The 23,770-nt window shown below is 63.0% G+C and carries 24 protein-coding genes and 1 tRNA gene; 17 read left to right on the top strand and 8 right to left on the bottom strand.

The window, feature by feature from the left end; genetic code table 11:
* Window positions 1-94 precede the first annotated feature (94 nt).
* A complete protein-coding gene (locus ACWGTI_RS01565) occupies window positions 95-736 on the bottom strand; it encodes an FMN-dependent NADH-azoreductase (RefSeq protein WP_454576993.1) in 642 nt (213 codons plus the stop codon).
* 111 nt (window positions 737-847) lie between these two features.
* Here ACWGTI_RS01565 and ACWGTI_RS01560 point away from each other — a divergent pair, with 111 nt between their 5' ends.
* The gene (locus tag ACWGTI_RS01560; protein WP_454585494.1) at window positions 848-1,804 is read left to right on the top strand and encodes a LysR family transcriptional regulator; all 957 of its coding nucleotides are present in this window, start codon (window positions 848-850) and stop codon (window positions 1,802-1,804) included.
* On the opposite strand, the gene ACWGTI_RS01555 is transcribed toward ACWGTI_RS01560, so the two are convergent.
* Window positions 1,737-2,363 (bottom strand): helix-turn-helix domain-containing protein, encoded by a 627-nt coding sequence (locus ACWGTI_RS01555; protein ID WP_454585493.1) that lies wholly within the window; start codon window positions 2,361-2,363, stop codon window positions 1,737-1,739. The two genes, ACWGTI_RS01560 and ACWGTI_RS01555, sit on opposite strands and share 68 nt — an antisense overlap.
* A 66-nt stretch (window positions 2,364-2,429) precedes the next feature.
* Here ACWGTI_RS01555 and ACWGTI_RS01550 point away from each other — a divergent pair, with 66 nt between their 5' ends.
* Both ACWGTI_RS01550 and ACWGTI_RS01545 read left to right on the top strand, forming a co-directional pair.
* A complete protein-coding gene (locus ACWGTI_RS01550) occupies window positions 2,430-2,855 on the top strand; it encodes a VOC family protein (RefSeq protein WP_454585492.1) in 426 nt (141 codons plus the stop codon).
* A gap of 95 nt (window positions 2,856-2,950) precedes the next feature.
* Window positions 2,951-3,862 (top strand): arginase family protein, encoded by a 912-nt coding sequence (locus tag ACWGTI_RS01545; protein ID WP_454585491.1) that lies wholly within the window; start codon window positions 2,951-2,953, stop codon window positions 3,860-3,862.
* A 3-nt stretch (window positions 3,863-3,865) separates the two neighbouring features.
* Here ACWGTI_RS01545 and ACWGTI_RS01540 read toward each other — a convergent pair whose 3' ends face one another.
* Window positions 3,866-4,816 (bottom strand): S1C family serine protease, encoded by a 951-nt coding sequence (locus ACWGTI_RS01540; RefSeq protein ID WP_454585490.1) that lies wholly within the window; start codon window positions 4,814-4,816, stop codon window positions 3,866-3,868.
* A 169-nt stretch (window positions 4,817-4,985) separates the two neighbouring features.
* On the opposite strand from ACWGTI_RS01540, the gene ACWGTI_RS01535 reads away from it, so the two are divergent.
* From ACWGTI_RS01535 to ACWGTI_RS01525, 3 genes are all read left to right on the top strand, one after another.
* Entirely contained in the window at window positions 4,986-5,858 is an 873-nt protein-coding gene (locus ACWGTI_RS01535; RefSeq protein ID WP_454585489.1) for a S1C family serine protease, read from the top strand.
* A 7-nt stretch (window positions 5,859-5,865) separates the two neighbouring features.
* Window positions 5,866-6,492 (top strand): response regulator transcription factor, encoded by a 627-nt coding sequence (locus ACWGTI_RS01530; protein WP_454585488.1) that lies wholly within the window; start codon window positions 5,866-5,868, stop codon window positions 6,490-6,492.
* Window positions 6,493-6,596: 104 nt separating this feature from the next.
* On the top strand, window positions 6,597-7,463 hold the full coding sequence (locus tag ACWGTI_RS01525; RefSeq protein ID WP_454585487.1) for an SDR family oxidoreductase: 867 nt from the start codon (window positions 6,597-6,599) through the stop codon (window positions 7,461-7,463).
* A 101-nt stretch (window positions 7,464-7,564) separates the two neighbouring features.
* On the opposite strand, the gene ACWGTI_RS01520 is transcribed toward ACWGTI_RS01525, so the two are convergent.
* Together ACWGTI_RS01520 and ACWGTI_RS01515 are read right to left on the bottom strand one after the other, a co-directional pair.
* Window positions 7,565-8,080, bottom strand: a complete 516-nt coding sequence (locus tag ACWGTI_RS01520; RefSeq protein ID WP_454585486.1) for a TIGR00645 family protein — start codon at window positions 8,078-8,080, stop codon at window positions 7,565-7,567.
* A 342-nt stretch (window positions 8,081-8,422) separates the two neighbouring features.
* Entirely contained in the window at window positions 8,423-10,732 is a 2,310-nt protein-coding gene (locus ACWGTI_RS01515; RefSeq protein ID WP_454585485.1) for an OmpA family protein, read from the bottom strand.
* Between the two features lie 57 nt (window positions 10,733-10,789).
* Between ACWGTI_RS01515 and ACWGTI_RS01510 the strand changes: the two genes are divergently transcribed.
* The gene (locus ACWGTI_RS01510) at window positions 10,790-11,236 is read left to right on the top strand and encodes a YcgN family cysteine cluster protein (RefSeq protein ID WP_454577018.1); all 447 of its coding nucleotides are present in this window, start codon (window positions 10,790-10,792) and stop codon (window positions 11,234-11,236) included.
* Between the two features lie 216 nt (window positions 11,237-11,452).
* The gene (locus ACWGTI_RS01505) at window positions 11,453-11,797 is read left to right on the top strand and encodes a hypothetical protein (protein ID WP_454577004.1); all 345 of its coding nucleotides are present in this window, start codon (window positions 11,453-11,455) and stop codon (window positions 11,795-11,797) included.
* A 222-nt stretch (window positions 11,798-12,019) separates the two neighbouring features.
* Here the strand turns inward: ACWGTI_RS01505 and ACWGTI_RS01500 are convergent, their stop codons facing one another.
* Window positions 12,020-12,730, bottom strand: coding sequence for an SIMPL domain-containing protein (locus tag ACWGTI_RS01500; protein WP_454585484.1), 711 nt, complete (start codon window positions 12,728-12,730; stop codon window positions 12,020-12,022).
* A 249-nt stretch (window positions 12,731-12,979) separates the two neighbouring features.
* Here ACWGTI_RS01500 and ACWGTI_RS01495 point away from each other — a divergent pair.
* Window positions 12,980-13,055 (top strand) — tRNA-Ile (locus ACWGTI_RS01495).
* A 146-nt stretch (window positions 13,056-13,201) separates the two neighbouring features.
* Here ACWGTI_RS01495 and ACWGTI_RS01490 read toward each other — a convergent pair.
* A complete protein-coding gene (locus ACWGTI_RS01490; RefSeq protein WP_454585483.1) occupies window positions 13,202-13,870 on the bottom strand; it encodes a TetR/AcrR family transcriptional regulator in 669 nt (222 codons plus the stop codon).
* A 180-nt stretch (window positions 13,871-14,050) separates the two neighbouring features.
* Between ACWGTI_RS01490 and ACWGTI_RS01485 the strand changes: the two genes are divergently transcribed.
* From ACWGTI_RS01485 to ACWGTI_RS01455, 7 genes are all read left to right on the top strand, one after another.
* Window positions 14,051-14,998 (top strand): shikimate dehydrogenase, encoded by a 948-nt coding sequence (locus ACWGTI_RS01485; protein ID WP_454586460.1) that lies wholly within the window; start codon window positions 14,051-14,053, stop codon window positions 14,996-14,998.
* On the top strand, window positions 14,995-15,981 hold the full coding sequence (gene dctP / locus ACWGTI_RS01480; RefSeq protein ID WP_454585482.1) for a TRAP transporter substrate-binding protein DctP: 987 nt from the start codon (window positions 14,995-14,997) through the stop codon (window positions 15,979-15,981). Before ACWGTI_RS01485 ends, dctP begins: the two co-directional genes overlap by 4 nt.
* A gap of 75 nt (window positions 15,982-16,056) precedes the next feature.
* Window positions 16,057-16,575 carry a TRAP transporter small permease gene (locus tag ACWGTI_RS01475; protein ID WP_454585481.1) on the top strand — a complete coding sequence of 173 codons (519 nt, stop codon included), beginning with the start codon at window positions 16,057-16,059 and terminating at the stop codon, window positions 16,573-16,575.
* Window positions 16,572-17,873 (top strand): TRAP transporter large permease, encoded by a 1,302-nt coding sequence (locus tag ACWGTI_RS01470; RefSeq protein ID WP_454585480.1) that lies wholly within the window; start codon window positions 16,572-16,574, stop codon window positions 17,871-17,873. The genes ACWGTI_RS01475 and ACWGTI_RS01470 overlap by 4 nt, the downstream gene beginning before the upstream one ends.
* Before the next feature lie 13 nt (window positions 17,874-17,886).
* Complete coding sequence (locus ACWGTI_RS01465) at window positions 17,887-18,318, top strand: type II 3-dehydroquinate dehydratase (protein WP_454585479.1); 432 nt, start codon at window positions 17,887-17,889, stop codon at window positions 18,316-18,318.
* 156 nt (window positions 18,319-18,474) lie between these two features.
* The gene (locus tag ACWGTI_RS01460) at window positions 18,475-19,251 is read left to right on the top strand and encodes a cyclase family protein (protein ID WP_454585478.1); all 777 of its coding nucleotides are present in this window, start codon (window positions 18,475-18,477) and stop codon (window positions 19,249-19,251) included.
* Window positions 19,252-19,264: 13 nt separating this feature from the next.
* Window positions 19,265-21,154: a bifunctional sugar phosphate isomerase/epimerase/4-hydroxyphenylpyruvate dioxygenase family protein gene (locus ACWGTI_RS01455; protein ID WP_454585477.1), complete on the top strand. Its 1,890-nt coding sequence runs from the start codon at window positions 19,265-19,267 to the stop codon at window positions 21,152-21,154.
* A gap of 475 nt (window positions 21,155-21,629) precedes the next feature.
* Here the strand turns inward: ACWGTI_RS01455 and ACWGTI_RS01450 are convergent, their stop codons facing one another.
* On the bottom strand, window positions 21,630-22,748 hold the full coding sequence (locus ACWGTI_RS01450; RefSeq protein ID WP_454585476.1) for an NAD(P)/FAD-dependent oxidoreductase: 1,119 nt from the start codon (window positions 22,746-22,748) through the stop codon (window positions 21,630-21,632).
* A gap of 102 nt (window positions 22,749-22,850) precedes the next feature.
* Here ACWGTI_RS01450 and ACWGTI_RS01445 point away from each other — a divergent pair, with 102 nt between their 5' ends.
* A complete protein-coding gene (locus ACWGTI_RS01445) occupies window positions 22,851-23,756 on the top strand; it encodes a LysR family transcriptional regulator (protein WP_454585475.1) in 906 nt (301 codons plus the stop codon).
* The last annotated feature ends 14 nt before the right edge of the window (window positions 23,757-23,770 follow it).

The raw sequence follows: 23,770 nt of genomic DNA, 5'->3' as shown, positions 1-23,770 counted from the left end.
TGCAGACCGCACTAACTCTCTGTTTCTACGAAAATAAAAAGGCAGGCGCCAAGGCGCCTGCCTTTTTCATGTCGGGTGTACGGGGCCGGCGTTTTTACGCCGCCACTGCGGTCTGCCCATTGGCGGTCGCGGCCACCACGGCGTCGACCTTGGCTGTCGCCTTGGCAAGTGCTGCCGTCACAGCATCGGCGCCCATGCCGACACCTTCGATGCGGATGACTTCGACATCTGTCATGCCGAGGAAGCCGAGCACCGAGCGCAGATAGGGGACAGCGTGGTCCATCTGGACGGCCGCGCCTTCCGAATAGATGCCCCCCGATGCAAGCACGATGTAGACCTTCTTGCCGGTGACGAGGCCCTTCGGGCCGCCCTCACCATAGGAGAAGCTCCTGCCGGAACGGGCGATGTGGTCAACCCACGACTTCAGTGTCGAGGAGATGTTGAAGTTGATGAAGCCGGTGGCCAGGATCACGGTGTCGGCGGCAAACAGTTCGTCGAGGACGACATCGGAAACGCCCACGACTTCGGCCTGGTGCGCAGTGCGGGCTTCAGCCGGGGTGTAGATGCCGGTCGCATAATCGGGGTCGATGTGCGGCAGCGGGTTGGCGACGAGGTCGCGCACGACAAGCTCGGCCGAGGGGTTGGCAGCGACAAGCTTTTGCGCGAATTCGGTGGCGATGCGGGTCGAGTGCGAAGCGGAGCCACGCGGGCTCGAGGTTACAAGAAGAATGGACATAGCGGTTCTCTCCAGTGGGAATTGAATTGTCCCGCCAGATATGGGGCTAGCGACCCATTCGAAAAACTGGTATATTTTCTATACGATCCATCCATAAAGTAGATATATACAATGCAACCCAATCCAACGCTCGATCAGCTTCAGGTGCTTGTCGCGGTGGCCGAGGCGGGGAGTTTTTCGGCCGCCGGGCGCAAGCTCAACCGGGCGCAGTCTGTCATCAGCTACACCATCGCCAATCTCGAGGCGCAGCTTGGGCTGAAACTGTTCGAGCGCGAGGGCACGCGCGAGCCGCAGCTGACCGAGATCGGCCGGGCGATGCTGGTGGATGCGCGGCGCATGGTCGGCGTGCTGCAGCGCATCCGCTCGCGGGTCGACAGCCACCACCAGGGATTGGAGGCGGAAGTCGCCCTGTCGGTAGACGCGACGCTGCCTTCGCCGGTGCTGGTTCGTGTACTGAAGGCATTCGAGGCGCAGTTTCCAACCGTGATGCTGCGCCTGCACATCGGTTCGCTCGGCCTGATCCCCGATCATGTCGTCAGCGGACAATCCGATCTTGGCATTGGTGGCCTGCTGGGAGAGGTCGACGTGCATCTCGTGCGTATCGGCTTCATGTCGATCGTGCTGGCTGCCGCGCCCAGCCATCCGCTGGCCCGGCTGCCGAAGCCGGTGGCGATCGAAGATGCGCGCGAACACACCCAGCTTGTCGTCACCGACCAGTCCGAACGCACCAAAGGGCGCGACTTCGGCGTCTTCGCCTACCGCACCTGGCGGCTGACGGATGTGCGCACCAAGCATATTCTGATGCGCGAGGGCCTGGGTTGGGGCGGGCTGCCGCGCTGGCTTATCGCCGACGATCTGGCCAGCGGCCGGCTGGTGGAACTCGACCTCGAACCCTACAGCGAGGTGCGCTCATCGCTCTATGCCATGCATCGCGTCGACCGCAGCCCGAAGCCTGCTGCGGCCTGGTTGATCGACCAGTTCAAACGCCAGCTCGGCCGCTTCAACGAGTTCGAGCCGGGCGAGGTGCCAGAAGAGGATCGGGAGACAATCCGGCAATCAGCGCCATGAGGACGGCACGGTAATCCTCGGCCGAGGCGCCCGCTTCGACGGCGAGCGCTGCCCGATCAAAAGCGGCGGCTAGCAAAGCAGTCAGCGCGTCGGTCGGTAGTCTCGTCATCGACTGCTCGCGCATTGCCGCGACCAGGCCTTCGCGCAGCGAGCGGTTACCGTGGCGGTTGTCGATCGCATCCATGGCGGCGCGGCCAAGCACCGCCGGCCCGTCGAGCAGCAGAAGCCGGGTGCGGCCGGGGAAGCGCATGGCGGCGAGATAGGCGTCCGATCCGGCAATCAGTGCGTCGCGGGCAAACAGCGATGGCGGCGAGGCGCGATCGATCTCAGCGGCGACAGCTTCTGCCTCCTGCTCGACCACAGCGGCAAACAGCGCCTGCTTGTCGGCAAAATGATGGTAGAGCGCGCCGCGGGTGAGGCCGGCGGCGGCGACAATCTCCGGCGTGCCGGTCTCGGCGTAGGATTTTTCAATGAACAGTTTGCGCGCGGCGGCGATCAGGTCGGCGCGCGTCGCTTCGGTGCGATCTCGATTGGAGCGGCGCGCTGTTTCTCGTTGCATACATGCAGCCTGTATGTTATTTCAACTTACATGCAGACTGTATGTTAGCTGAGAGGAGAAAGAAAGATGAAGGCGACGAGCTATTATCCGGTGTTGATGACCGGCGATGTGGCCGGCACGAAAGCCTTCTATATCAAGCACTTCCGTTTCAGGCCGCTGTTTGCGAGCGACTGGTATGTGCATCTGCAGTCGACCGAGGACCGGCGCGTCAATCTCGGTATCGTCCAGGGCGACCATGAGACGATCCCGGAAGAGGGGCGGGGACGTACATCCGGGCTGCTCATCAATTTCGAGGTCCGCGATCCGGATGCCGTCTATGAACGGACCCTTGCGGCAGGGCTGCCAATCCTGCGCTCGCTGTGCGACGAACCCTTCGGCCAGCGCCATTTCATTACCAGGGATCCCAATGGCGTGCTGATCGACGTGATCAAGCCAATCCCGCCCAGCCCGGAGTTTCAGGCGCAATTCGCTGCGGGTGCGGCCAGCGCCTGAACCATGGCAGCAAATGTCGGCAGCAGCGCCAGTTGCTGTGGTCGGGATAACGCGACGCGGTTTATGGTGGACGACGTTGAAGCTGGTCCTGCCGCATGCGTGATATCTGCCTTGTTCGTGCGCCTTCCAATCTCGGCCTGCGGCCGCTGCACCCCGGCCATGTGCCCGGCACCTGGCGGGCGCCGCAGGCACTGAGCGAGGCTGGTCTGGTTGAGGCGCTCGCGCCATCAAGGGTTGTCGATCTCGAAAAGCCCGCTTACGGCACCGAACCGCAACCGGGCACAAGGCTACGCAACGGTCCGGCGATCCGCCGCTTCAACCTTGACCTTGCCGAGATCGTCGCCGGTGCGCTCGGGCAAGGCGAGTTTCCGCTGGTCATCGGCGGCGATTGTTCGATCCTGCTTGGTGCGCTGGCGGCGGCGCGACGCTCCGGCGCGGTCGCGCTGGTCCATGTCGATGGCCACAGCGATTTCCGCCATCCCGGCAATTACGATGTCGATGCTGCACTAGGCTCGGCCGCCGGCATGGATCTGGCGCTTGCCACCGGACGCGGCGAGCCCTTGTTGACACAGTGGCCCGGCATTGCCGGTCCGCTCGTCGCCGATAAGGCGGCGGTGCAGATCGGCGAACGCGAGAGCCGCGATGCCGATTTTGAATGGGCCGATATCAACTCGACCGCAATCACGCGCATCGATGCCTTTGCCGCGCAGGAACTCGGTGCGGCTGGAGTGCTGGAAAAAACAAGGGCGACGCTGGCGCGCGCCGGCTGTCCCTACTGGCTGCATCTCGATGTCGACGTGCTCGACCAGAAAATCATGCCGGCGGTGGATTCGCCCGGCAGTCCCGGCATCGACCTCGACGATCTCGTTGTAATCCTGTCAGCGCTGGCAGGGGACCAGAGCTGCATCGGCATGGACATGACGATTTACGATCCTGATCTCGACCCGACCGGGGAACTGGCGCGCCTGCTGGTGTCGCTGCTTGGGCGGGTGCTCAAGCAGCGATAGGCCTTAGCTCGCCCTCGCCACCGGCGTCACCGTCACCTGGCTGATACCGGTGCGGCGGACCACCGTGCACAGCGTCTCGCGGCCGATGCGTTCGGCATCGAGCATGCGCACGAGGTCGTCGACGCCGGTGACCGGGCGGCCGTCGATGGCAGCGATGATGTCGCCCTCCTTCAGGCCGGCCTTGGCCGCGGGACCATCCTTCTCGACGCTGCGCAGTCGCACGGCGGTGTTGGTCGACACCTGCGACAGGAGCGCTGCACGGCGCGGCAAATTGGTGGTGTCGGCGGAGATGCCGATGAAGGCGCGGCGCACGCGGCCGAAGCGGATGATCTCCGAAATGACGAAATTGGCGGTGTTGGAAGCAACGGCGAAGGCGATGCCTTGCGCGCCGTGGATCATGGCGGTGTTGACGCCGATGACCTCGCCGGCCGACGACACCAGCGGCCCACCGGAATTGCCGGGGTTGAGCGCGGCGTCGGTCTGGATGACGTCGTCGATCAGCCGCCCGGTCGAGGCGCGCATCGAACGGCCGAGCGCGGAGACGACGCCGGAGGTGACGGTCCATTCAAAGCCGAGCGGATTGCCGATGGCAATCGCGATCTGGCCGCGCCGCAGCCGCTTGGAATCGCCAAGCGGCGCCACATCGGCAAAGCTGCCGTCGGCGCGCACCAGCGCGATGTCGGTATCTGGGTCGCGGCCGAGAACGCGGCCTTCGCTCGAGCCGCCGTCGGGCATCGACACACGCACCGCCCTGGCGTCACCGACGACATGGAAGTTGGTGACGACCAAGCCGTCCTGCGCGATGACGAAACCGGAGCCGTGGCCGCCCTGGCCGCCGATGCGCTCGATGCGGCAGACGGCCGGGCCGATGCGGTCGACCGCGTCCGCCACCGTCATCGAATAGGCGTCGAGCAGTGTGTCGTCCGGTTGGAATTTGGTGGCGGCGAGGGCCATTGGCGGGCTCCGTGTTTTCAGGCGTGTTCGTGACTATATGTGCGGAGCGGCCCGAACCGCCGCGACCTGACCAGATGGCCAGTGAAACCTTTAACTAGCCGTCAGGCGAGTATCTGCGGGCGCGTTGCCGAGCGATATCTGGGGCATGCAAGAAACCCAGGAGACCAAAATGAGCGACTTCAACCTCAGTGCCTTTTCCGAGGCCATCGCCGATGTCGCGGCGGCGGCAGCACCGGCGACGGCAAGTTTCACCACCCATCACCATCGCACGGCAAGCGCTTTCCACTGGCGGGATGGTTATTTCGTCACCGCCGAGGAAGCCGTCGAGGCCGGCGAAGAGATCGAACTGACGTTGGCTTCGGGCGAGACGGTGAAGGCCGAACTGGTCGGCCGCGACCCCTCGACCGGCGTAGCCCTTCTGAAGCCGGCGGGTGCTGTCAGTGCCGCTACGCTTGCCAGCGCTGACGCGGTACGGCCCGGCAATCTGGCCATTGCCATCGGCAGCAGCCAGGGCTCGGCGCTGGCCGTGTCGGGTTCGGTCGGCGAGGTCGGTCCGGCCTGGCGCTCGATGCGCGGCGGCACCATCGACCGGCGCATCAATCTTGCCGTCAATGCCGGCGGCCGGTTCGAGGGCGGTCCGGTGCTCGACGCCAGGGGCGCGTTGATCGGCATGCTGCTGTTCGGGCCGCGTGGCCGCGCCCTGGTCATGCCTTACGAGACGATCGAGCGGGCCGCAGCGACGCTGCGTGAAAAAGGCCACGTCGCCCGCGGCTATCTCGGCGCCGGCCTGCACCCGATCCGTGACGGCGCGGCGCGCGGCGCCATGGTGATGAGCCTCGACGACAACGGCCCGGCCAAGGCCGCCGGCCTTGCGCTCGGTGACATCATCGTCTCCTGGAACGGCGAGGCCGTGCACGGGCCGCGCGAACTGATCCGCAAACTTGGACCGGACAGCGCGGGTGCCGCAGTGACGCTTGGGGTGGTGCGCGGCGGCGAAGAGCGCGATGTCGCGCTGACCGTCGGCGAGAAGCCGCTGAGCTGAGGAATTGATGGACACATTCGCCAACGATCCGATCACGGTTGACGGCCCCGCCTCGCGGCGGCTGGTGGTGCTGATCGCTCTGGGCGACGCCGCACGTGCCGAGCGTCTGGCCACCGCGCTTGCCGCGAGCGACGATCTGTTGCCGGTCGCGCTCGGCAGTGGTGCGGCCGACGTCGCCATCATTGACGGCAGCAGTGCTGACGCCGTGCCGGCCGCCACGCCGCGGGTGCTGCTGTCAGGGCGCGCGGGCGGCGAACGGCCTGCCGGCGAGGTGATGGCAGTCATGCAAGCGGGCGCGGACGATCTGCTGATCGCCGCGGCCGTGCGGCTGGCGGCGGCGGGTTATCGCGTCTCGAGCGACGGCGTCGGTGGACGCCACGAGGATTTCCACGAAGGCGTGCCGTTCGAGGATGATGGCTCCGACGAGCATGTCCGTCCGGCGCTGTCGCCGCGCGAGGCCGAAGTGCTGGCGCTGCTGGCCGAAGGGGCGCCCAACAAGGTGATCGCGCGGCGGCTCAATATCTCCGTGCACACGGCGAAATTCCACGTCGCCGCGATCCTGATCAAGCTGGGTGCGGCCAACCGCACCGATGCGATTGCCATTGCGATGCGGCAGGGGTTGGTGCTGGTCTAGACCCTACGCTGCGTAACCCCATATCCGTTCAGTCGGGCCTTGCGCTGTAGCGGTCTGCCGCGCAAAGGTTCGCGTCTGCCGTGAAGCCAGGGAGGCGCAAGGAAATGTCGCTCAAGGGAAAGACGCTGTTCATCTCCGGCGGATCGCGCGGCATTGGGCTGGCGATTGCGCTCAGGGCGGCGCGCGACGGCGCCAATGTGACGATAGCGGCCAAGACCGCCGAGCCGCATCCGAAGCTGCCGGGTACGATCTATTCGGCTGCCGAAGAGATCGAGCAGGCGGGCGGCAAGGCGCTGCCTGTGCTGTGCGACATCCGCGAGGAGGCGCAGGTTGCCGAGGCAGTCGCGAAGACCGTGGCAAAATTCGGCGGCATCGACATCTGCGTCAACAATGCCAGCGCGATCCAGCTTACCGGCACGCTGGAGACCGACATGAAGCGCTACGATCTGATGCACCAGATCAACACGCGGGGCACCTTCCTGGTGTCGAAAATGTGCATCCCGCATCTGAAGTTGGCTGAGAATCCTCACATCCTGAATCTGGCGCCGCCGCTCGATATGAAGGCCAAATGGTTCAAGAACCACGTCGCCTACACGATGGCCAAGTTCGGCATGTCGATGTGCACGCTGGGGATGAGCGCCGAGTTTGCCAAGGATGGCATTGCGGTCAATTCGCTGTGGCCGATCTCGACCATCGATACGGCGGCGGTGCGCAATCTGCTTGGCGGCGCGACGGTGGCGGCGATGAGCCGTTTGCCCGATATCATGGCCGATGCCGCGCACGCCATCTTCCTGCGGCCGTCGCGCGAGACATCAGGCAATTTCTACATCGACGAAGAGGTGCTGCGCGCCGAAGGCGTGACGGATTTCTCGGCTTATGCGCCGGGCGCGACCGGACCGCTGGCCGGCGACTTTTTCGTGCCGGATGAGGTGTTTGCCAATTCGCCGACGAACGTCAAAAGCATCTACTAGCGGACATTACCTACTGTTCGAAAAGCCAAGCAATTGGCTTTTCATCTGCAGCGCGGACCAGTTCTCAACTTCCCGTATGGTGACGGGGGAAAGGGATCGCTTCACTCCTCGGCCTTCTTGCTTTTGGCCAGGCCCATCAGCCGGTCGATATAGGCCAGCATGAATGCCGAGAGGACGAAGGCGAGGTGGATGATGGTTAGCCACATCAGCTGCTCGGTCGTGTAGGAGGCCGAGTTGAGGAACACCTGCAACAGATGGATCGAGGAAATGGCGACGATGGTCGAGGCGACCTTGACCTTCAGCGAGCCGACATCGATCGTGCCCAGCCAATGGACCTCGCCGTCATTCTCGTCGAAACGGCTGACGAAATTCTCGTAGCCGGAGATGATAACCATCACCACCAGCGAGGCGACCAGCGCCGCATCGATGAGGCCGAGCATCTTCAGGATGGTGTCGGTGTCGCCGAGCGTGAAGGCCACCATGATGAATTCGTAGAGCTTCTTGCCAAACGACAGCGCATAGACTGCCAGTGCCAGGGCCAATCCGATATAGAAAACAACCAGCAGCCAGCGGGAGGCGAGAATGATCGATTCGATGGCGAGTTCGAGACGTTTCATGCAGCGGTTCCGGTCAGTTTTCTCGATCGAATGGGGTATTTCGGTCAGCTTGCCGCGGTTTGCAAGGCCAAACCGCGTCGCGTTCATTGCGACGCAAAAGAAACCCCGCCGGGAGGGCCGGCGGGGCTCAATGCGTCCCGCTGGAGTCGGGACGGGGCAGGGAACGCCCAGCCCTGAATCTGGGGTGAGCAGGCTCGCGATTCAATGAGCCGGCGCTAATGTGGCTACAATTCTTGTTGAACCGAGGCTGCTGTCCGCAGTTCGACCCACCCCGGAGTACCGGGATGGGTCCTTCTTGCTGATCTGATTCCAGAAAGCTACTCAAGCTATTGGAAACGTAGATCAATTATTGCTCGCCACTGGCGCCACCAGCGAGGTAATGCGGCGGATGGCGACGCGCCGGTTCTCGCGGTTCGGGCCGGACGTGTTCACCTTGAGATACTCCTCGCCATAGCCCTGCGTGGTGAGGTTCTCGGCCGGAACGCCAAAGGCATTGGTGAGCGCCTCGGCGACCGCCTCGGCGCGTCGGTCAGACAGAGCGAGGTTCGCCTCCGGCGTGCCAACGGCGTCGGTGTGGCCTTCGATCAGGAAGGTCTCGGCCGGGTTCTTTTTGAGCAGTTTTTCCATGGCGTTGGCGACGCCATCGAGCTTTTGCACCTCGGTGTCGGAGATCGTGGCCGAGCCGAATTCGAAGTTCAGCGTGTCGAGATCGATACGCCGGGCGATGTCGCGCACCCGGGCCGACCGCTTGACCTCGTCGATCGAGTAGAGGCGCTGCACCCTTTCCACAGGCGGCTGCTCGAGGAAGGTGTAGTAGTCGTCGTCGCTCTCGACATCCTCAGAATCGAGGATGTAGTCCCGGCGGGATATGTCGAGCCGCATCGGCGGCAGGTCGTCGCCGGGATCGCGCCACTCGTCGACGTCGTTGTAATAACGCTCGTCGACATAGCTCAGCACATATTCGCGCCCGTCCGGCATGATGCGGGAACGCCTGACGACATCTCCATTGCGGTTGCGGATGGTGACGATCCTGACGCCGTTGTCGCGCTCCACGATTTCACGGGTTCGGCCGCCCGAAAGATCCTCGTAGTAGACGTCTCTGGCGCCGCGCGTGATGCGAGGTGCCTCGTTGCTTTCCACGAATGTCTGGTTGTTGAACTGGAGGATCACGCGGTCTCCGAACTGCCTGACCACATCAGCACCCTGCGGCCGCCGGCGCTCGCGGACAACGTCCTGCGGCGTGAGGTCGACGCGCTTGCCCTTTTCCTCGGTGACGGGAACGAGTTTTTCAGGCTGGATTGCCTGCTGGGCCGACTTGTCGTCGGTAGGTGGTGGTCCCTGGTCGACCGGGGCAGGCTTCGGGCTCTGCGCCTGGGTGCCGTCCTGAGCGGGTTGCTCGCCCGTCTGGCCGCCAGCATTCTGGCCATCGTTATTCTGGCCACCTTGGTCCTTGCGGTGCTTGCGCTTGGCATCCTTCTGGCTGTCCAGAATGGGTGCTTCGTCGGGATTGGCCACGGCTTCGCCCTGCGCCGGCTGCTCGGCATTGGCGGGTTGTTGCTCACCCGTCGCGGGCTGTTGTTCGCCGGCCGCAGGCTGCTGCTCGCCTGTCACCGGCTGTTCGCCGACAGGTTTCTTGCCCTGCTTCCTGGCTTGGTCCTTAGGCTGTTCGCCTTCGGCGGGAGCGGCTTGCTGATCGGCCGGGGGCTGAACCGGCTCGGCCTGCGGCACGGGTTCTCCGGCAGGAGCAACCTTGGTGGCTGGTGCCTGTTCGGCGGGTGCGGCCTCGATCTGCTGCTGGTCCTGCTTGCGCTTTTTCTTGCGCGCATTGTTGTCGCTCGCGGGCGCCGCCTGTTCGGCAGGCGCTGCTTGCTCGGCAGGCTGCTGGGCTGGCTGTTCGGCAGGCGCCGCTTCGATCTGCTGCTGTTGGTCGCGCTTCTTCTTGCGTGGCTTCAGCGGCTGTTCTTCGGTTGCGGGCGCGGCCTGTTCGGCCGGCTGTTCAGCAGGCGCTGCTTCGATCTGCTGCTGCTGGTCGCGCTTCTTCCTACGCGGTTTCAGCGGCTGCTCGTCGGTTGCGGGCGCGGCCTGTTCGGTGGGTTGATCAGCCGGTGCTGCCTCGATCTGCTGTTGCTGATTGCGTTTCTTCTTGCGCGGCTGCTGCTCTTCAGCCGGAGCGGCCTGTTCAGCGGGCGCCTGCTCGGCCTGCTGCTGTTGGTCGCGCTTCTTCTTGCGCGGCTGTTGTTCCTCGGCTGGTGCGGCCTGCTCGGCGGCGGGGGCTGCCTGTTCGGCCGGAGCCTGTTCGACCTGCTTGCGCTTTTTTTTGCGCGGCAGTTCCTGGTCGGTCTGCTGACCATCTGCAGCAGGATCGTCCTGGACCAGGATCAATGGCGCGGCCGTGTGCTGCAAGGGGCCGAAAACGGCGTTGCCCTGCAGCGGGGATGCGCCCAACGGCGCGGATGCCATCAGCAGGCCAAGTGCCGTACCTGCCAGTACCCGTGGTTGGCGTTTCATCAGAAATTCTCCTTGTGGGGTCCCATCCCTGCCCAAACTTTCATCAGCCGGATTGGTTCCGGTTCGTGGACATTGCCGACAAGAAGGACGATTGACCGGCCTTTTGAAGGCAACTTCATGTTTTTCGTATGGTGCGGTCGGCATTTGCGGCGGCGGTACAGCTTGACCTCACCGCCAGCGAGGGCCACATCTCACCTCACAATGGAAACCCCGTTCTGGAAAACCAAGACGCTGGAGGCGATGACGTCGGCCGAGTGGGAATCGCTCTGCGACGGCTGCGGTAAATGCTGCCTGTCGAAACTCGAGGACGAAGATACCGGCGAGATCTACTGGACATCGGTCGGCTGCCGGCTGTTCGACGGGCAAAGCTGCCGCTGTTCGGACTATGCCAACCGGCTGGCGCGCGTGCCGGACTGCGTCGGGCTGACTCCGCAGAATGTGCGCACCATCAGCTGGTTGCCAAAAACCTGCGCCTATCGGCTGGTTGCCGAGGGGCACGATCTCTACTGGTGGCACAGGCTGGTGTCGGGAAGTGCCGAGACCGTGCATGAGGCCGGCATCTCCATGCGCGGCCGCGTCCGCGCCAGCGAGACCGATCTTGCCGAGCCGGACGACTATTTCGACTATATGCTCGACGACGAGCCCTAAACGGAACCGATGTAGCCGCCGCCCGTTGCGGGGTGGCCGGACGTTTTTGGGTCCCAAGCCGTTTGCGGCTGTGGAAGGGGCGGTTGCTTTCGACCTGTCCGGCAGATTAACCGAAAATGAACGGCCGGTTCGCAAAGAGTTCAGACTGCAAGGAGCATTCTCCCCCCAATCGGTTCGACGAAGACGGGCGCAAGCCCTCAACAAGGAGAGAAGACAATGTTCAACACGTTCAAGACGGCAGCCCTTTCGGGTCTCGTGGCCCTCGGCACGCTTGCCGCCGTGCCCGCCCATGCTGACTCGATCTATCTCGGCTTCGGCAACAATCACGACCGCCGCACCGGTGTTTATATCGGCGACGACGATGACGGCTACCGCCGCGAGCGCAGCTGGCGCCGCTGCTCGCCGGAGCGCGCCCTCGACAAGGCCGAGCGCATGGGCCTGCACCGCGTTCGCATCGTCGACATCAATCGCCGCGTGGTGAAGGTTGCCGGCCGCCAGTATGGCGATCGGGTGGTGGTCGTGTTCGCCAATGAGCGCGGTTGCCCGGTTATTTATCGCTAAGCAAACGGAGGCATGATCCTCTGCGAGGATCAGCCTGTGGTAGCGGCATGACCTTCTGCGAGGTCAGCCAGGAGCCCCCTTCCCATAGATCGGAAGGGTGCGGCTCGAAAAGAACCCCGGAGGACCAGATCCTCCGGGGTTTTTCGTATCGGGTGCCGATCAAGATACCGGCCAGTTCGGCCCGCAGCATGTTGCCGCGGGCCTTTACTGACTTGGATAGGCCTATTTCAGCTCAAATGTGAGGGTGACCTGCACGGCGTAGGCGTTCTCGCCGGCCTGCACCGGAACCGCGGCGCCCGCCGCATCGAAGGCCTTGGCGTTGATCGGCATCGGCGCCGGCGCGATGTTCTGTTCGGTGATTTCCAGCACCTGTCCGATGCTCACGCCGGCAGCCCCGGCCAGCGTCTTGGCCTTGGCCATGGCGTCGGCGACCGCCTTCTTGCGGGCCTCGGTGACGGCGGCTTTCGGATCCTCGTTGGAGAACGAGATGCCGCCGCCCTGGTTGACGCCGAGCGATACCGCCTTGTCGAGTATCTCGCCGGTCTTGTCGATGTCGCGGATGCGCACGGAGAGCGTGTTGGTCACCTGATAGGCGACAAGCTCGGCTTCCTGGCTGCCGTCGGGCTTGTTGGTGTAGTTGTAACGCGGGTTGATCTGGATGCCGGCTGTCTGCAGGTCGCGGTCCTTGATCCCGGCCGATTTCATTGCCGCGATCACGGCGGCCATTGCATCGTTGTTGGCGTCGAGTGCGGCGCGTGCGGTCTTGGCCTCGCGCATGACGCTGAGCGTCAAAAGCGCCAGGTCGGGCGCCACCGTCGACTGGCCTTCACCCGAAACGATGATGCGGGGCGGGGGCAGCGAATCGGCAGCGGTGGCAATCGCCGGAAAAGCGATCGCGGCGGCAAGTGCGAGCGGCAAAAGATGTCTGGTCATGAAAATCTCCTCGGTCTGCGATCCAGTCGCGCCTGTCGACTAGAGCATGATGCCGAAAAGTGTGAAGCGGTTTTCGGACAACATCATGCTCTACTTCTTTGGTTTAGAGACGGATTCAGATTTCAGGTCGAATAGACCTGAAATCATCCCGGCTCTAGGGTGCGAATATGGGCTGATTTGGGCGATCTCGGCCAGCCCGTCCGGAAAGCCTTGTGCGGCGTAAGGAAAAACACTAATCCAGCGCGCGTGGGGCCTGTAGCTCAATGGTTAGAGCCGGCGGCTCATAACCGCTTGGTTGGGGGTTCGAGTCCCTCCGGGCCCACCATTCAGTTCGCCAGTCTTGGCGCGTTTTCGATTGTCTCCGAATAGTGCCGTCATTCCGTAGGTTAGCGACGCTCTTGCGGCAACGCTTGACACGCGAAATCTGCCGATGCCGGCAATTGTGGCGGTACCGACACGCAGCCTCAACGATCAGCGGCGTAGTCGCCCATCCGGCTTGCGTGCAAGATCGACAACCATCTCGACCATATGTTGCTTTAAAGCGCCCTGGCCTTTAGCGCTGAACAGGTCGTGGCCGAAGATGCGCGAGAAGGTGGCGCGGTTGGAGACATTGAAGAAGCTCATCGCGCTGATGTGCCAGTGTAGTTCGAGCGGCGTTACATCGTCACGAAACAGCCCGGCTTCGCGACCGCGCCGACAGATCGCTTCCAGTTTTTGGACGGCGCCAGCATTGAGCAGTCGTATCAGCTCCGACTGCCCCATATATTCGGCGCGGTGGATATTTTCGATCATGACGATCCGGATAAAGTCCGGATGCCGGCTATGGTGGTCGAAAGTGAACTCGGCCAGTTTCGCCAGCGCTTCGATTGGGGGCAGGTCGTCAAGCTCGAGCTCTTGTTCGCCTGCGCGGACCTCGCGATAGGCTTCTTCAAGAACCCTGCCGTATAGTCCTTCCTTGTCACCGAAATAATAGTAGATCATGCGCTTCGACGTATTCGTCTTAGCCGCGATCTCGTCGATACGCGCACCTGCGAGACCGTTGGCGGCAAACTCCGTCATCGCGACGGCAAGGATGTTCTTGCGCACGCCCACCGGATCCTGCTTCCACCCGCTTCGTCCGTTTGCCGGTTTGTCGTCCATGTCAGGCTAATTCTCCCAGTGAAGGGTTACTCCAGCGCGAACGATTAGCAAATTAACCGTTTCGTACAAAGCCATTGACGAAATTAACCGAACGGTACAAACTGGCTTTGGATGCCGGGAGGAACTTGCGAGGAGCAAGGCGGCGTCGGGGAGGTTGGATTGGCGTCAGCTACTGCCAGCATCAAGGCCGATGGGTATGCGGCTGCCGATCCGCGGCGTGTATTGGTCGGCCTGATCGGGCGAGGCATCCAACTGTCGCGGACGCCGGCAATGCATGAGGCCGAGGGCAGGGCACAAGGCATTGCCTACATATATCGTCTGCTCGATGCCGACCGCATGGGCGACGGGACCTTGCGGCTCGAGGACATACTCGCGTCCGCCGCAGATTTCGGCTTCGACGGGCTGAATGTCACATATCCCTTCAAGCAGGAGATCATCCCGCTGCTCGACGAATTGTCCGAGGCGGCAGAGGCGATCGGATCTGTCAACACTGTCGTGCTCGCTCACGGCCGCCGAATTGGGCACAACACCGACCTGCACGGGTTCAAGGAGAGTTTCCGGCGGGAGATGGCTGGGGTACCCAGCGACAGCGTCCTGCTGCTCGGTGCAGGCGGGGCCGGTGCGGCGGTTGCCCACGCACTCCTGGAAGGCGGCGTCGGGCAGCTGCGGCTCTTCGATATCGAGGGGGCAAGGGCAGCCGCGCTGGTAGCGCGGCTCGCGTCGCAGTTCGGCGCCGACCGGGTGAAAGCTGTTTCCGACTGCGTAGCGGCAGCGGCGCGGGTGAACGGGATCGTCAATGCGACGCCGGTGGGGATGGCCAAGCTACCGGGTATCCCTCTCCATCCTGCGTTGCTGAGGCCAGATTGCTGGGTTGCCGACATTGTCTACTTCCCGCTGGAGACGGAGCTTCTGGCCGAAGCGCGGCGCCGGGGCTGCCGCACGCTGAGCGGCCAGAGCATGGCGGTCTATCAGGCGGCGCGGGCTTTCGAACTTTTCACCGGCATCGCACCGGACATCGATCGAATGAGGGCGGCGTTCACCGCCTTTGACGACACGCCCCTTCCGCGATCGGCTGGCGGCGGCGAACCCCATCAGGACCATGGGAATAAAACAGGGAGGAAGATATGACGCTGAACGCAACCCGACGCCAGTTTCTTGTCGGCGCTGGTCTTATGACGACCGCCGCGGCCTTTCCGGCTTTTGCGCAGGACAAGCCGAAGCTGCGATTCTCGGCGGTGTTCTCAGAGCAGGACATCCGGGCCGAAATGATGAAGAAATTCGCCGACGCCATCGAGGATGACTTCACCTTCGAAGGGTACTATGGCGGCAACCTTTTCAAGCAAGGTACCGAGCTTGTCGCCATGCAGCGCGGCAACCTCGAAATGGGCAACATCGCCCCGCAGGACGTCTCCAAGCAAATTCCGGCATGGTCGATTGTCACCGCGGGCTACCTGTTTCGCGATGCGGCCCACATGAGAAAGTTCTTCGCCAGCGAGTCAGGCGCGGAGTTGAAGAAGATGACCGAGGACCAGCTCGGGATAAAGGTGCTTGGCCCTACCTATTTCGGCGTGCGCCAGTTAGGCCTCAAGCCCGACAAGGAAGTCAAGACACCCGCCGATTTGGCCGGAGTCAAGCTCAGGATGCCTGGCGGCGACGCCTGGCAGTTCCTTGGCAAGGCGCTCGGCGCCAACCCGACCCCGATGGCTTATGCGGAGGTCTATACCGGTCTACAGACCGGCGCGATCGACGGGCAGGACAATCCGCTGCCGAATGTCGAGAACATGAAATTCTACGAAGTGATGTCTCAGATCGTGCTGACGTCGCATCTCGTTGGCTTCGATCTGCTGGCTGTCTCGAAGAAGGTGTGGGACGAGATGGGCGCCGACAAGCAGGCAAAGTTCCAGACGGCGGCCGACGCTGCCATCGAATTTTCGACCGGCAAGCATCTGGCGCGGGAAAAGGAGCTGGTTGAGTTCTTCAAGGGCAAGGGGCTGAAGCTCTACGAGCCCGACGTCGCCGCCTTCCGCAAGCATGTGCAGGAGCAGTATCTGGCGTCGGACCTGGCGAAGGACTGGCCGGCGGGGATGCTGGATAAGATCAACGCGCTCTGATGCGCCCTCCGGCTCCGGCGGTCAAAGCCCGACGGAGCTGGCTGCGCCAGCAGCGACTGCCACGAGGGACATGTCTTGAACGCCAATCCCCGCTCCATCGCCGGCGGACTCTATCGCTTCGCCGAGGTCGTGCTCGCGGCCATGCTGGCGCTGATGTTTGCCGTATTCCTATTGCAGATCCTTTTCCGCTACCTGCTCAACTTCCCGATCGGCTGGACCAATGAGCTGAGCGTCATTCTGTGGATTTGGTTGGTGCTTTGGGGCGCAGCCTTCGTGATCCGCGAGGAGGAGGAGATACGCTTCGACCTCTTCTACGCATCGGCCGGGCCAAGGGTCCGCCGCATCATGTTCCTGGCCGCGGCCGCCGCGATCGTCGCGCTCTACGCGATCTCCTTCCCAGCGGTCCTCGCCTACGTGACCTTCATGAAGGTCGAGCACACCGCCTACCTGAAGTTCCGCTTCGACTGGCTTTTCTCCATCTACGTGGTGTTCGTCGTCGCTACGCTTGTGCGTTACCTGTGGCTCTCCTGGCAGGCCGCCTTCGGCCCAGCTCCAAAGAGGCCAGATCCGACAGAAATGGGGTCCGGGACGTGAACCTTGCCAGCCCCTTCTCCCTGTCAATCGTAGCGATTACCGCGCTCGCCTTTCTCGGCCTGCCGATCGGTCATGCCATGATCGCCGGCTCGATCCTTTATCTCCTGCTAGCCGGACTCGACATGGGCACCGTGGCAGAGCAGCTGCTGAACGGGATGTATGCCAACTACATCATTCTTGCGGTGCCTCTGTTCGTGCTGGCCGCCGAATTGATGAACATCGGCTCGATGACGGAGCGGCTGCTGCGCTTCTGCAATGCCATTGTCGGTCGCTTCCGCGGCGGCCTCGCCTTCGTCAACATCGTCCAGGCGATCATCTTCGCCGGCATGTCGGGCTCGGCGATCGCCGATGCGGCCGGCCCCGGCAAGCTGATGCAGAAGATGATGACCAAGGATGGCAAATACCCGCCGAGCTACGCTGCCGCGCTGTCCGCCGCCACCGCCGTGATCGGGCCGATCATCCCCCCCTCCATCCCGATGGTCGTCTACGCCCTCGTCTCCGACGCGTCGATCGGCTACCTCTTCCTCGGAGGCGTCGTGCCGGGTTTGCTGATGGCGGCGGGGCAGATGATCATCGTCGCCTATCATGCCCGCGTGCGTGGCTTCCCGGTCGAGCCGCCAACACCGCTTCGCCAGTTGCCGCGCATCACCTGGCAGGCATTGCCCTCGCTGATGATGCCCGTGGTGTTGCTGGGTGGCATCTATAGCGGTGCGACGACGCCGACTGAGGCGGCTGCCGTCGCCGGCGCCTATGCGCTGCTGGTCTCGGTGGTCCTCTATCGCAGCGTCAGCTTGGCTGATCTCTACCGTTCGGTGCTGGCCAGCGCCCGCACCAGCGCCTCGATCGGCATGCTGATCGGTGGCGCGCTGGTGTTCAACTATGTGGTCACCGTCGAAAATATCCCGCAGTCGGTGAGCGCCTTGCTGCATGCCTGGCAGCTATCGCCCACCGGCTTCCTTATCCTCGTCAACATCCTGCTCTTGCTGCTGGGCTGCGTGCTAGAAGGAACGACCATCCTGCTGGTGATCGTTCCGGTGCTCATCCCGACCGCCAGAGCGCTGGGCATCGATCTGGTGCATTTCGGCGTGGTGGTCGTCGTCAACATCATGCTTGGCCTGGTCACACCGCCTTACGGCCTGCTGCTCTTCATCATGACCAGGATCGCCGAGGTGCCGTTCAGGGAGCTGGTGCGAAATGTGCTGCCCTTCCTCTGGGCGATGATCGGTTCGCTGGCGCTGATCACGTTCTTTCCGGGGCTTGTGCTCTGGCTGCCGCGCTTGCTCGGCTATCAAGGGTGACAGGAGCTGCTGAATGAAGCCTATCTTCGTGATCAACGGTCCGAACCTCAATCGCCTCGGTACACGCGAACCCGAGATTTACGGCAGGACGACGCTCGCCGAGATCGAGATCATGTGCCGGGAGGCGACAGGGGAACATCCCCTTCGCTTCCATCAGTCCAACTTCGAGGGCGAGATCGTCGACTGGATCCACCAGGCGATCGAGGACGGCGCCGGCATCGTCATCAATCCGGCAGGCTTCTCCTTCACCTCGATTGCCATTCTCGACGCGCTGAAGATGTTTACTGGGCCGATCGTCGAGCTGCACATATCCAACATCCATCGGCGTGAGGAAATCTATCATCGCTCGCTGGTCTCGACGGTCGCGACTGCGGTCATCGCCGGTCTCGGACCTCGTGGATACGCAACAGCCGTGAAAGCGCTGCGGGAGTTGATCGACACATAGTCGCGCAATGTCAATCATGGGTTCGCTCGCATGAACAATGAACGAACTGGTTAGTATAGTAAGTGCGTGGATTTTGAACCGAACAGGGGAAGGAGAAATCGGATGTGCCCTCCAGGATGTCTTCATTCGATCTGTGAAAATGCGACGCGGAGAGGCTTGCTCAAAGCCGGATTTACACTGGGGCTTGGCGCGGCGGCCGCCACGCTTCCGGCGGGGCCGCCAGCCCAGGCGGCGCCGATCAGCTTCACTGATACAGTCGACCTCTCGCACGCTCTCTATGAGGGCTTTCCGACCTTCAGTGGCGAGAAATGGTTCACTGTCGAACATCTCGTCACCTTCGCCAAGGACAAGGTGAACCTCAACCGCTGGACGATCGTCGAGCATAGCGGCACGCATATGGACGCGCCGATCCACTTTTCCGCCGATGGAATGACGGCGGATCTGATCCCGATCGCGGACCTGATCGTTCCGGTGGCCATCATCAACATCGCGGCGCGCGCTGGCGAGAACGCTGACACTGCGTTGACGCCCGACGACATCAAGGCCTGGGAAATGAAGAACGGACCCCTGCCGGAAGGCTGCTGCGTGGTGATGAACTCCGGCTGGCACAAACTGGTCAGCGATCCAAAATTCGCTGGTAGGGACGACGAGAAGAAGAACCACACTCCTGGTTTTCACCTTGAGGCCGCGCAGTTCCTGATCAACGAACGCAAGGTGAAGGGTATCGGCGTCGATACGCTTTCGCTCGATACGGGACTTAATTCGACCGGAGCATTCCCGGTCCATTATGAATGGCTGGGCAGCGGCCGCTGGGGCGTGGAGTGCCTTGCAAATCTCGATGCGATCCCGGAAGCCGGCGCGCGTCTCTTCCTCGGCATTCCGAAGGTAAAGGGCGCGACCGGCGGGCCAACGCGTGTCATCGCGCTCCTGTGACGCGCCAGCAACGATGAAGACCTCCATCGCCACCGTCTCGATCAGCGGCGACCTTCGCGAAAAGCTCGCGGCCATAGCCGCGGCCGGGTTCGATGGCGTGGAGATTTTCGAGAACGACTTCCTGGCCTTCGACGGCACGCCGGCTGAGGTGGGCCGCATGGTTCGCGATCACGGGCTGGAGATCACGCTGTTCCAGCCATTCCGTGATTTCGAAGGATTACCGGAGCCGCAAAGGCAACGCGCCTTCGACAGGGCCGAACGCAAGTTCGACCTGATGCAGCAGCTCGGCACCGATCTGATGCTGATCTGCTCCAACGTCTCGCCAGCGGCGCTTGGCGGCATAGACCGGGCCGCCGCCGATTTTCACGAGCTGGGCGAGCGCGCCGCGCGGCGGGGCTTGCGCGTCGGTTACGAAGCGCTCGCCTGGGGGCGCCATATCAACGACCATCGCGACGCTTGGGAGATCGTGCGCCGTGCTGACCATGCGAACATCGGCCTCATTCTCGATTCCTTCCACACTCTGTCGAGAAAGATCGACGTCGACACCATTCGCGCCATCCCCGGCGACCGCATCTTCATCGTGCAGCTTGCGGATGCACCGCTGATCGACATGGATCTGCTTTACTGGAGCCGCCATTTCCGCAACATGCCGGGAGAGGGCGACCTGCCGGTCACCGATTTCATGCGGGCCGTGGCGGCGACCGGCTATGAGGGGCCACTATCCTTGGAGATATTCAACGATCAATTCCGCGGCGGCTCGCCAAAGTCGATCGCGATGGATGGAAGGCGCTCGCTCATCTTTCTGATGGATCAGGTGCGCCGAGCCGAGCCGGCAATTGCGCTCGATCCACCGGATATGCCGGACCGGGTTGGTGTCTCGGGGGTCGAGTTCGTCGAGTTCGCGGCCAACGAGAAGGAAGGCGAGGAGCTGGCGGCACTTCTCTCGACCATGGGCTTCTCGCTGTCGGCTCGCCACAAGAATCGCGACGTGACAGTGTGGAGGCAAGGTGGAGACCGCGGGATCAACATCGTCATCAACACCGGGCACGACGGCTTTGCCCATTCCTCCTATGTCGTGCACGGCACCAACGCCTATGCGATGGGGCTGAGGGTTGCCGACGCAGTTGCAACTGTGGCGCGGGCGAGGGCACTGGGCGCGGAGACCTTCGCCGAGCAACGCGGCGTGGGCGAGCTCTCCATTCCTGCGATCCGCGGCGTCGGCGGCGGCGTCATTTACTTCCTCGATAACGCTCTCGCGAAGGTCTGGGACGTTGAATTCGATCCGCTAAATGAAACCGGCGAGCCAGGTGCTGGCCTTGTCGGCATCGATCATACCGCGCAGACGATGAACTATGAGGAGATGCTGACCTGGCTTCTCTTCTACACTTCCATCTTCCGCGCGCGAAAATTGCCGATGGTCGACGTCGTCGATCCAGGCGGTCTGGTACGAAGCCAAGTCGTCGAGGGGGCGGATGGCCGACTGCGACTGACGCTCAACGGTGCCGAAAGCCGCAAGACACTGGCGGGCCACTTCATCGCCGAAAGCTTCGGCTCCAACATCCAGCATATCGCATTCGCATGCGACGACATCTTTGCCACGGCGGCTCGGTTGAGACTACTGAGCTTCCATGCGCTGGAAATTTCGGCGAACTACTATGATGACCTTGAAGCACGTCTCGGCTTGGATCCTGATCTGACGAGCCGCTTGCGAGCCGAGAATATCCTCTACGATCGCGATGAGGTCGGTGAGTATCTCCAGCTCTATAGCCAAAACTATGGCGAGGGCTTCTTCTTCGAGGTAGTTGAGCGCCGAAACGGCTACAAGGGCTACGGCGCCGTCAATGCACCGTTCCGCATCGCCGCTCTGAAGCGACGGCTGCCTCCGAGCGGAATGCCGAGATGATTGGAGGAGCATTCGGCATTGATGAGCCCTTAACTGGCAAACTGCAGAGCTTGCAAATTGCGAGCCTACGGCCGGCGGTCGGGGCGGCCGCGCTAAGTAGTCGATGTATCCAATCTAATGATCCACTTTCAGTGTCTTTAGTTCGCCAGACCATACGAGACGATACGAAGGATATGGGTTGGCTAACCATCCGCTAAACCATTGATTTTCCTTAGAAGTCACACACCCTCCGGGCCTACCATTATCGTTATTTATCAATGACTTAGTACATATTTCTTCCTTTGGATAGCCAAAGTTAAGTGGCGAACCTCTACGCATCGCTTTGATTTTGTTGACTTATGGTGGGCCGCTGAGGACCATCAAACGAACGGCAGTTTTGCGCCTCAAATAGGCCGGTGCGGTAAGGTTCCGGCGTTTCCTAAGAACGGTCATTGCCAGTGGCCTTGGGACGGCCAACCGTGATCAATTCAGTTCGTTATGCCGCGCGGCCGAAGCGGTCCACCCTGAAATCGTCGAGCGGTGTTTCGCAGCGGCCGGTCATCATGAGTTCAGCCATGGCGTCGCCGACGCCCGGGCCGAGCTGGAAGCCGTGCCCGCAGAAACCGAAGGCGTGGAAGAGGCCCGGCGTCGTTGCCGAGTGCCCCATGACCGGCAGCATGTCGCGCACATAACCCTCGCATCCGGACCATGTGCGGATGACAGCGACCTTTGCGATCGCCGGCAGCAGCCGCGCGACGGCGCGCAATTGCACCGGGAGGCGCATGGGATCCGCAGTTGCGTAACCGGGATCGAGGTCCACCGATACCCGTTCCGCCGCGCCGCCGAAGACGATGTTGCCACGCTCGACCTGACGCAGATAGGCGCCATGATCCCTGTCACGCGTCCAGATGCCGACCACCGGCAGGATCCGGTGCGGCAGCGGCTCGGTCACGCCCATTTGCGGGCCGCGCGCGTCCAGCGGCACATCTTCGCCGAATTCGGCGGCGACGCGCGCGCCCCAGGCGCCGGCGGTGTTGAGCATGCAGTCAGCGGCGAAAGAACCTTTCGAAGTGGCGACAAGGAAACCGGAGCCGGTGTGCTTGATCGTCTCGATTTCGGCGTCCTCGACGATTGCCGCGCCGAGCTTTTGGGCTGCCTCGGCAAAGGCCGGCGCGATCAGCCGCGGATTGCCACTGCCGTCATGCGGCGAGAACGACGCGGCGATCGCCTCGGGGCCGAGGCCCGGAAAGCGGGTGCGTATCTCGTTCGGGCCGAATTCTTCCAACTCTAGCCCCCAGGGTCGGGCCGCCTCGGCATAGGCCCGCATGTTGGCAAGGCTTCCCTCATCGAAGATCAGCCTTATGTGGCCGGTGGCGCGGAATTCGACGTCGCGGCCAAGCATTTTTTCGGCCTCGCCCCAGAGCTTGAGCGAGCGATGGGCCAGCGGCAGCTGGGACAAATGGCGGCCCGTGCGCCGGATGTTGCCGAATGAAGCGACGGTCGCCCCGGCGCCTATCCGGTTGCGCTCGATCAGCGTCACGCGCGCGCCGCGCCTGGCGAGGAAATAGGCCGAAGCCGTCCCCATCAGACCGCCGCCCAGCACGATCACATCCATAGTCGTTCCTTGATCCTTGGATGCATCCATCTTGTCGGCGCCGCGGCATTGCGTCAAAGATGGGTTTGGGCAAGACCCATAAGCTTTACCTATGGAGTGGCAATGCGGGCCCGGCAGCTCGAAGTGTTCATCGCCGTCATGCGCGCCGGCACGGTGACCGCGGCGGCGCGGATGCTGAACATCTCCCAGCCTGCGCTCAGCCAGATACTGCTCCACACCGAGGACGAACTCGGCTTCACGCTGTTCGAGCGCGTGAAGGGACGGCTTCGCCCGACGCCGGAAGCGCTCGAGATCTTCGCCGATGCCGAGAGGCTGTCGGCGGGGCTCGACGGCCTGCGCCGCAAGACGACCGACCTGCGTCTCGGCCGGACCGGACTGGTGCGGGTAGCGGCTTCGCCGCCGCCGGCCATGGCGATCTTGCCGCGCGCCTTCACCGCATTCCGGGCGCAGCATCCCGGCATTTTGCTGCGTTCCCACAGCGCGCCGATCGCCGCGATCGTCGACATGCTGCGTGCCGGCGATGCCAGCCTCGGCGTGGCCCTGGACGACCGTTTGCCGCCCGATATCGAGGCTGAGGTGATCGGCAGCGTCGGTTTCGCCTGCCTGCTGCCCGCCGGGCATCCGCTGCAGAGGAAAACCGAGCTGACGCTCGCCGATCTCGTCGGCGAGGAACTGATATCCTATCGCGGCAACACCCGTCCCGCCGAAGAGCTGGCTCACGCCGCCCGCGCGCAAGGCGTGGCGCTTTCGCCGTCGCTGGAGATAGATGTCTCCATTTCCGCGGTCGGCTTCGTCCAGGCCGGCCTGGGCATCGGCCTCGTCGACGCGCTGCTCCCTTGGCACCAGTTTTCCGGACTAGCCGTCAGGCCGTTGGCGGCCGGGCCGGAATTCCCGATCTCGCTGCTGACGTCGCGCGCCCGGGCCCTTTCGCGGGCCGATGAGATGATGCGCGACGCAATCCGTGTGGCCTGTTCCGCGGTTCTCGGTGGGCATCGCGCCAAGGCATAAGCAAGACTTATATC

Source organism: Mesorhizobium sp. ArgA1, assembly GCF_053714375.1.
This window is presented reverse-complemented; position numbering and strand designations above follow the sequence as displayed.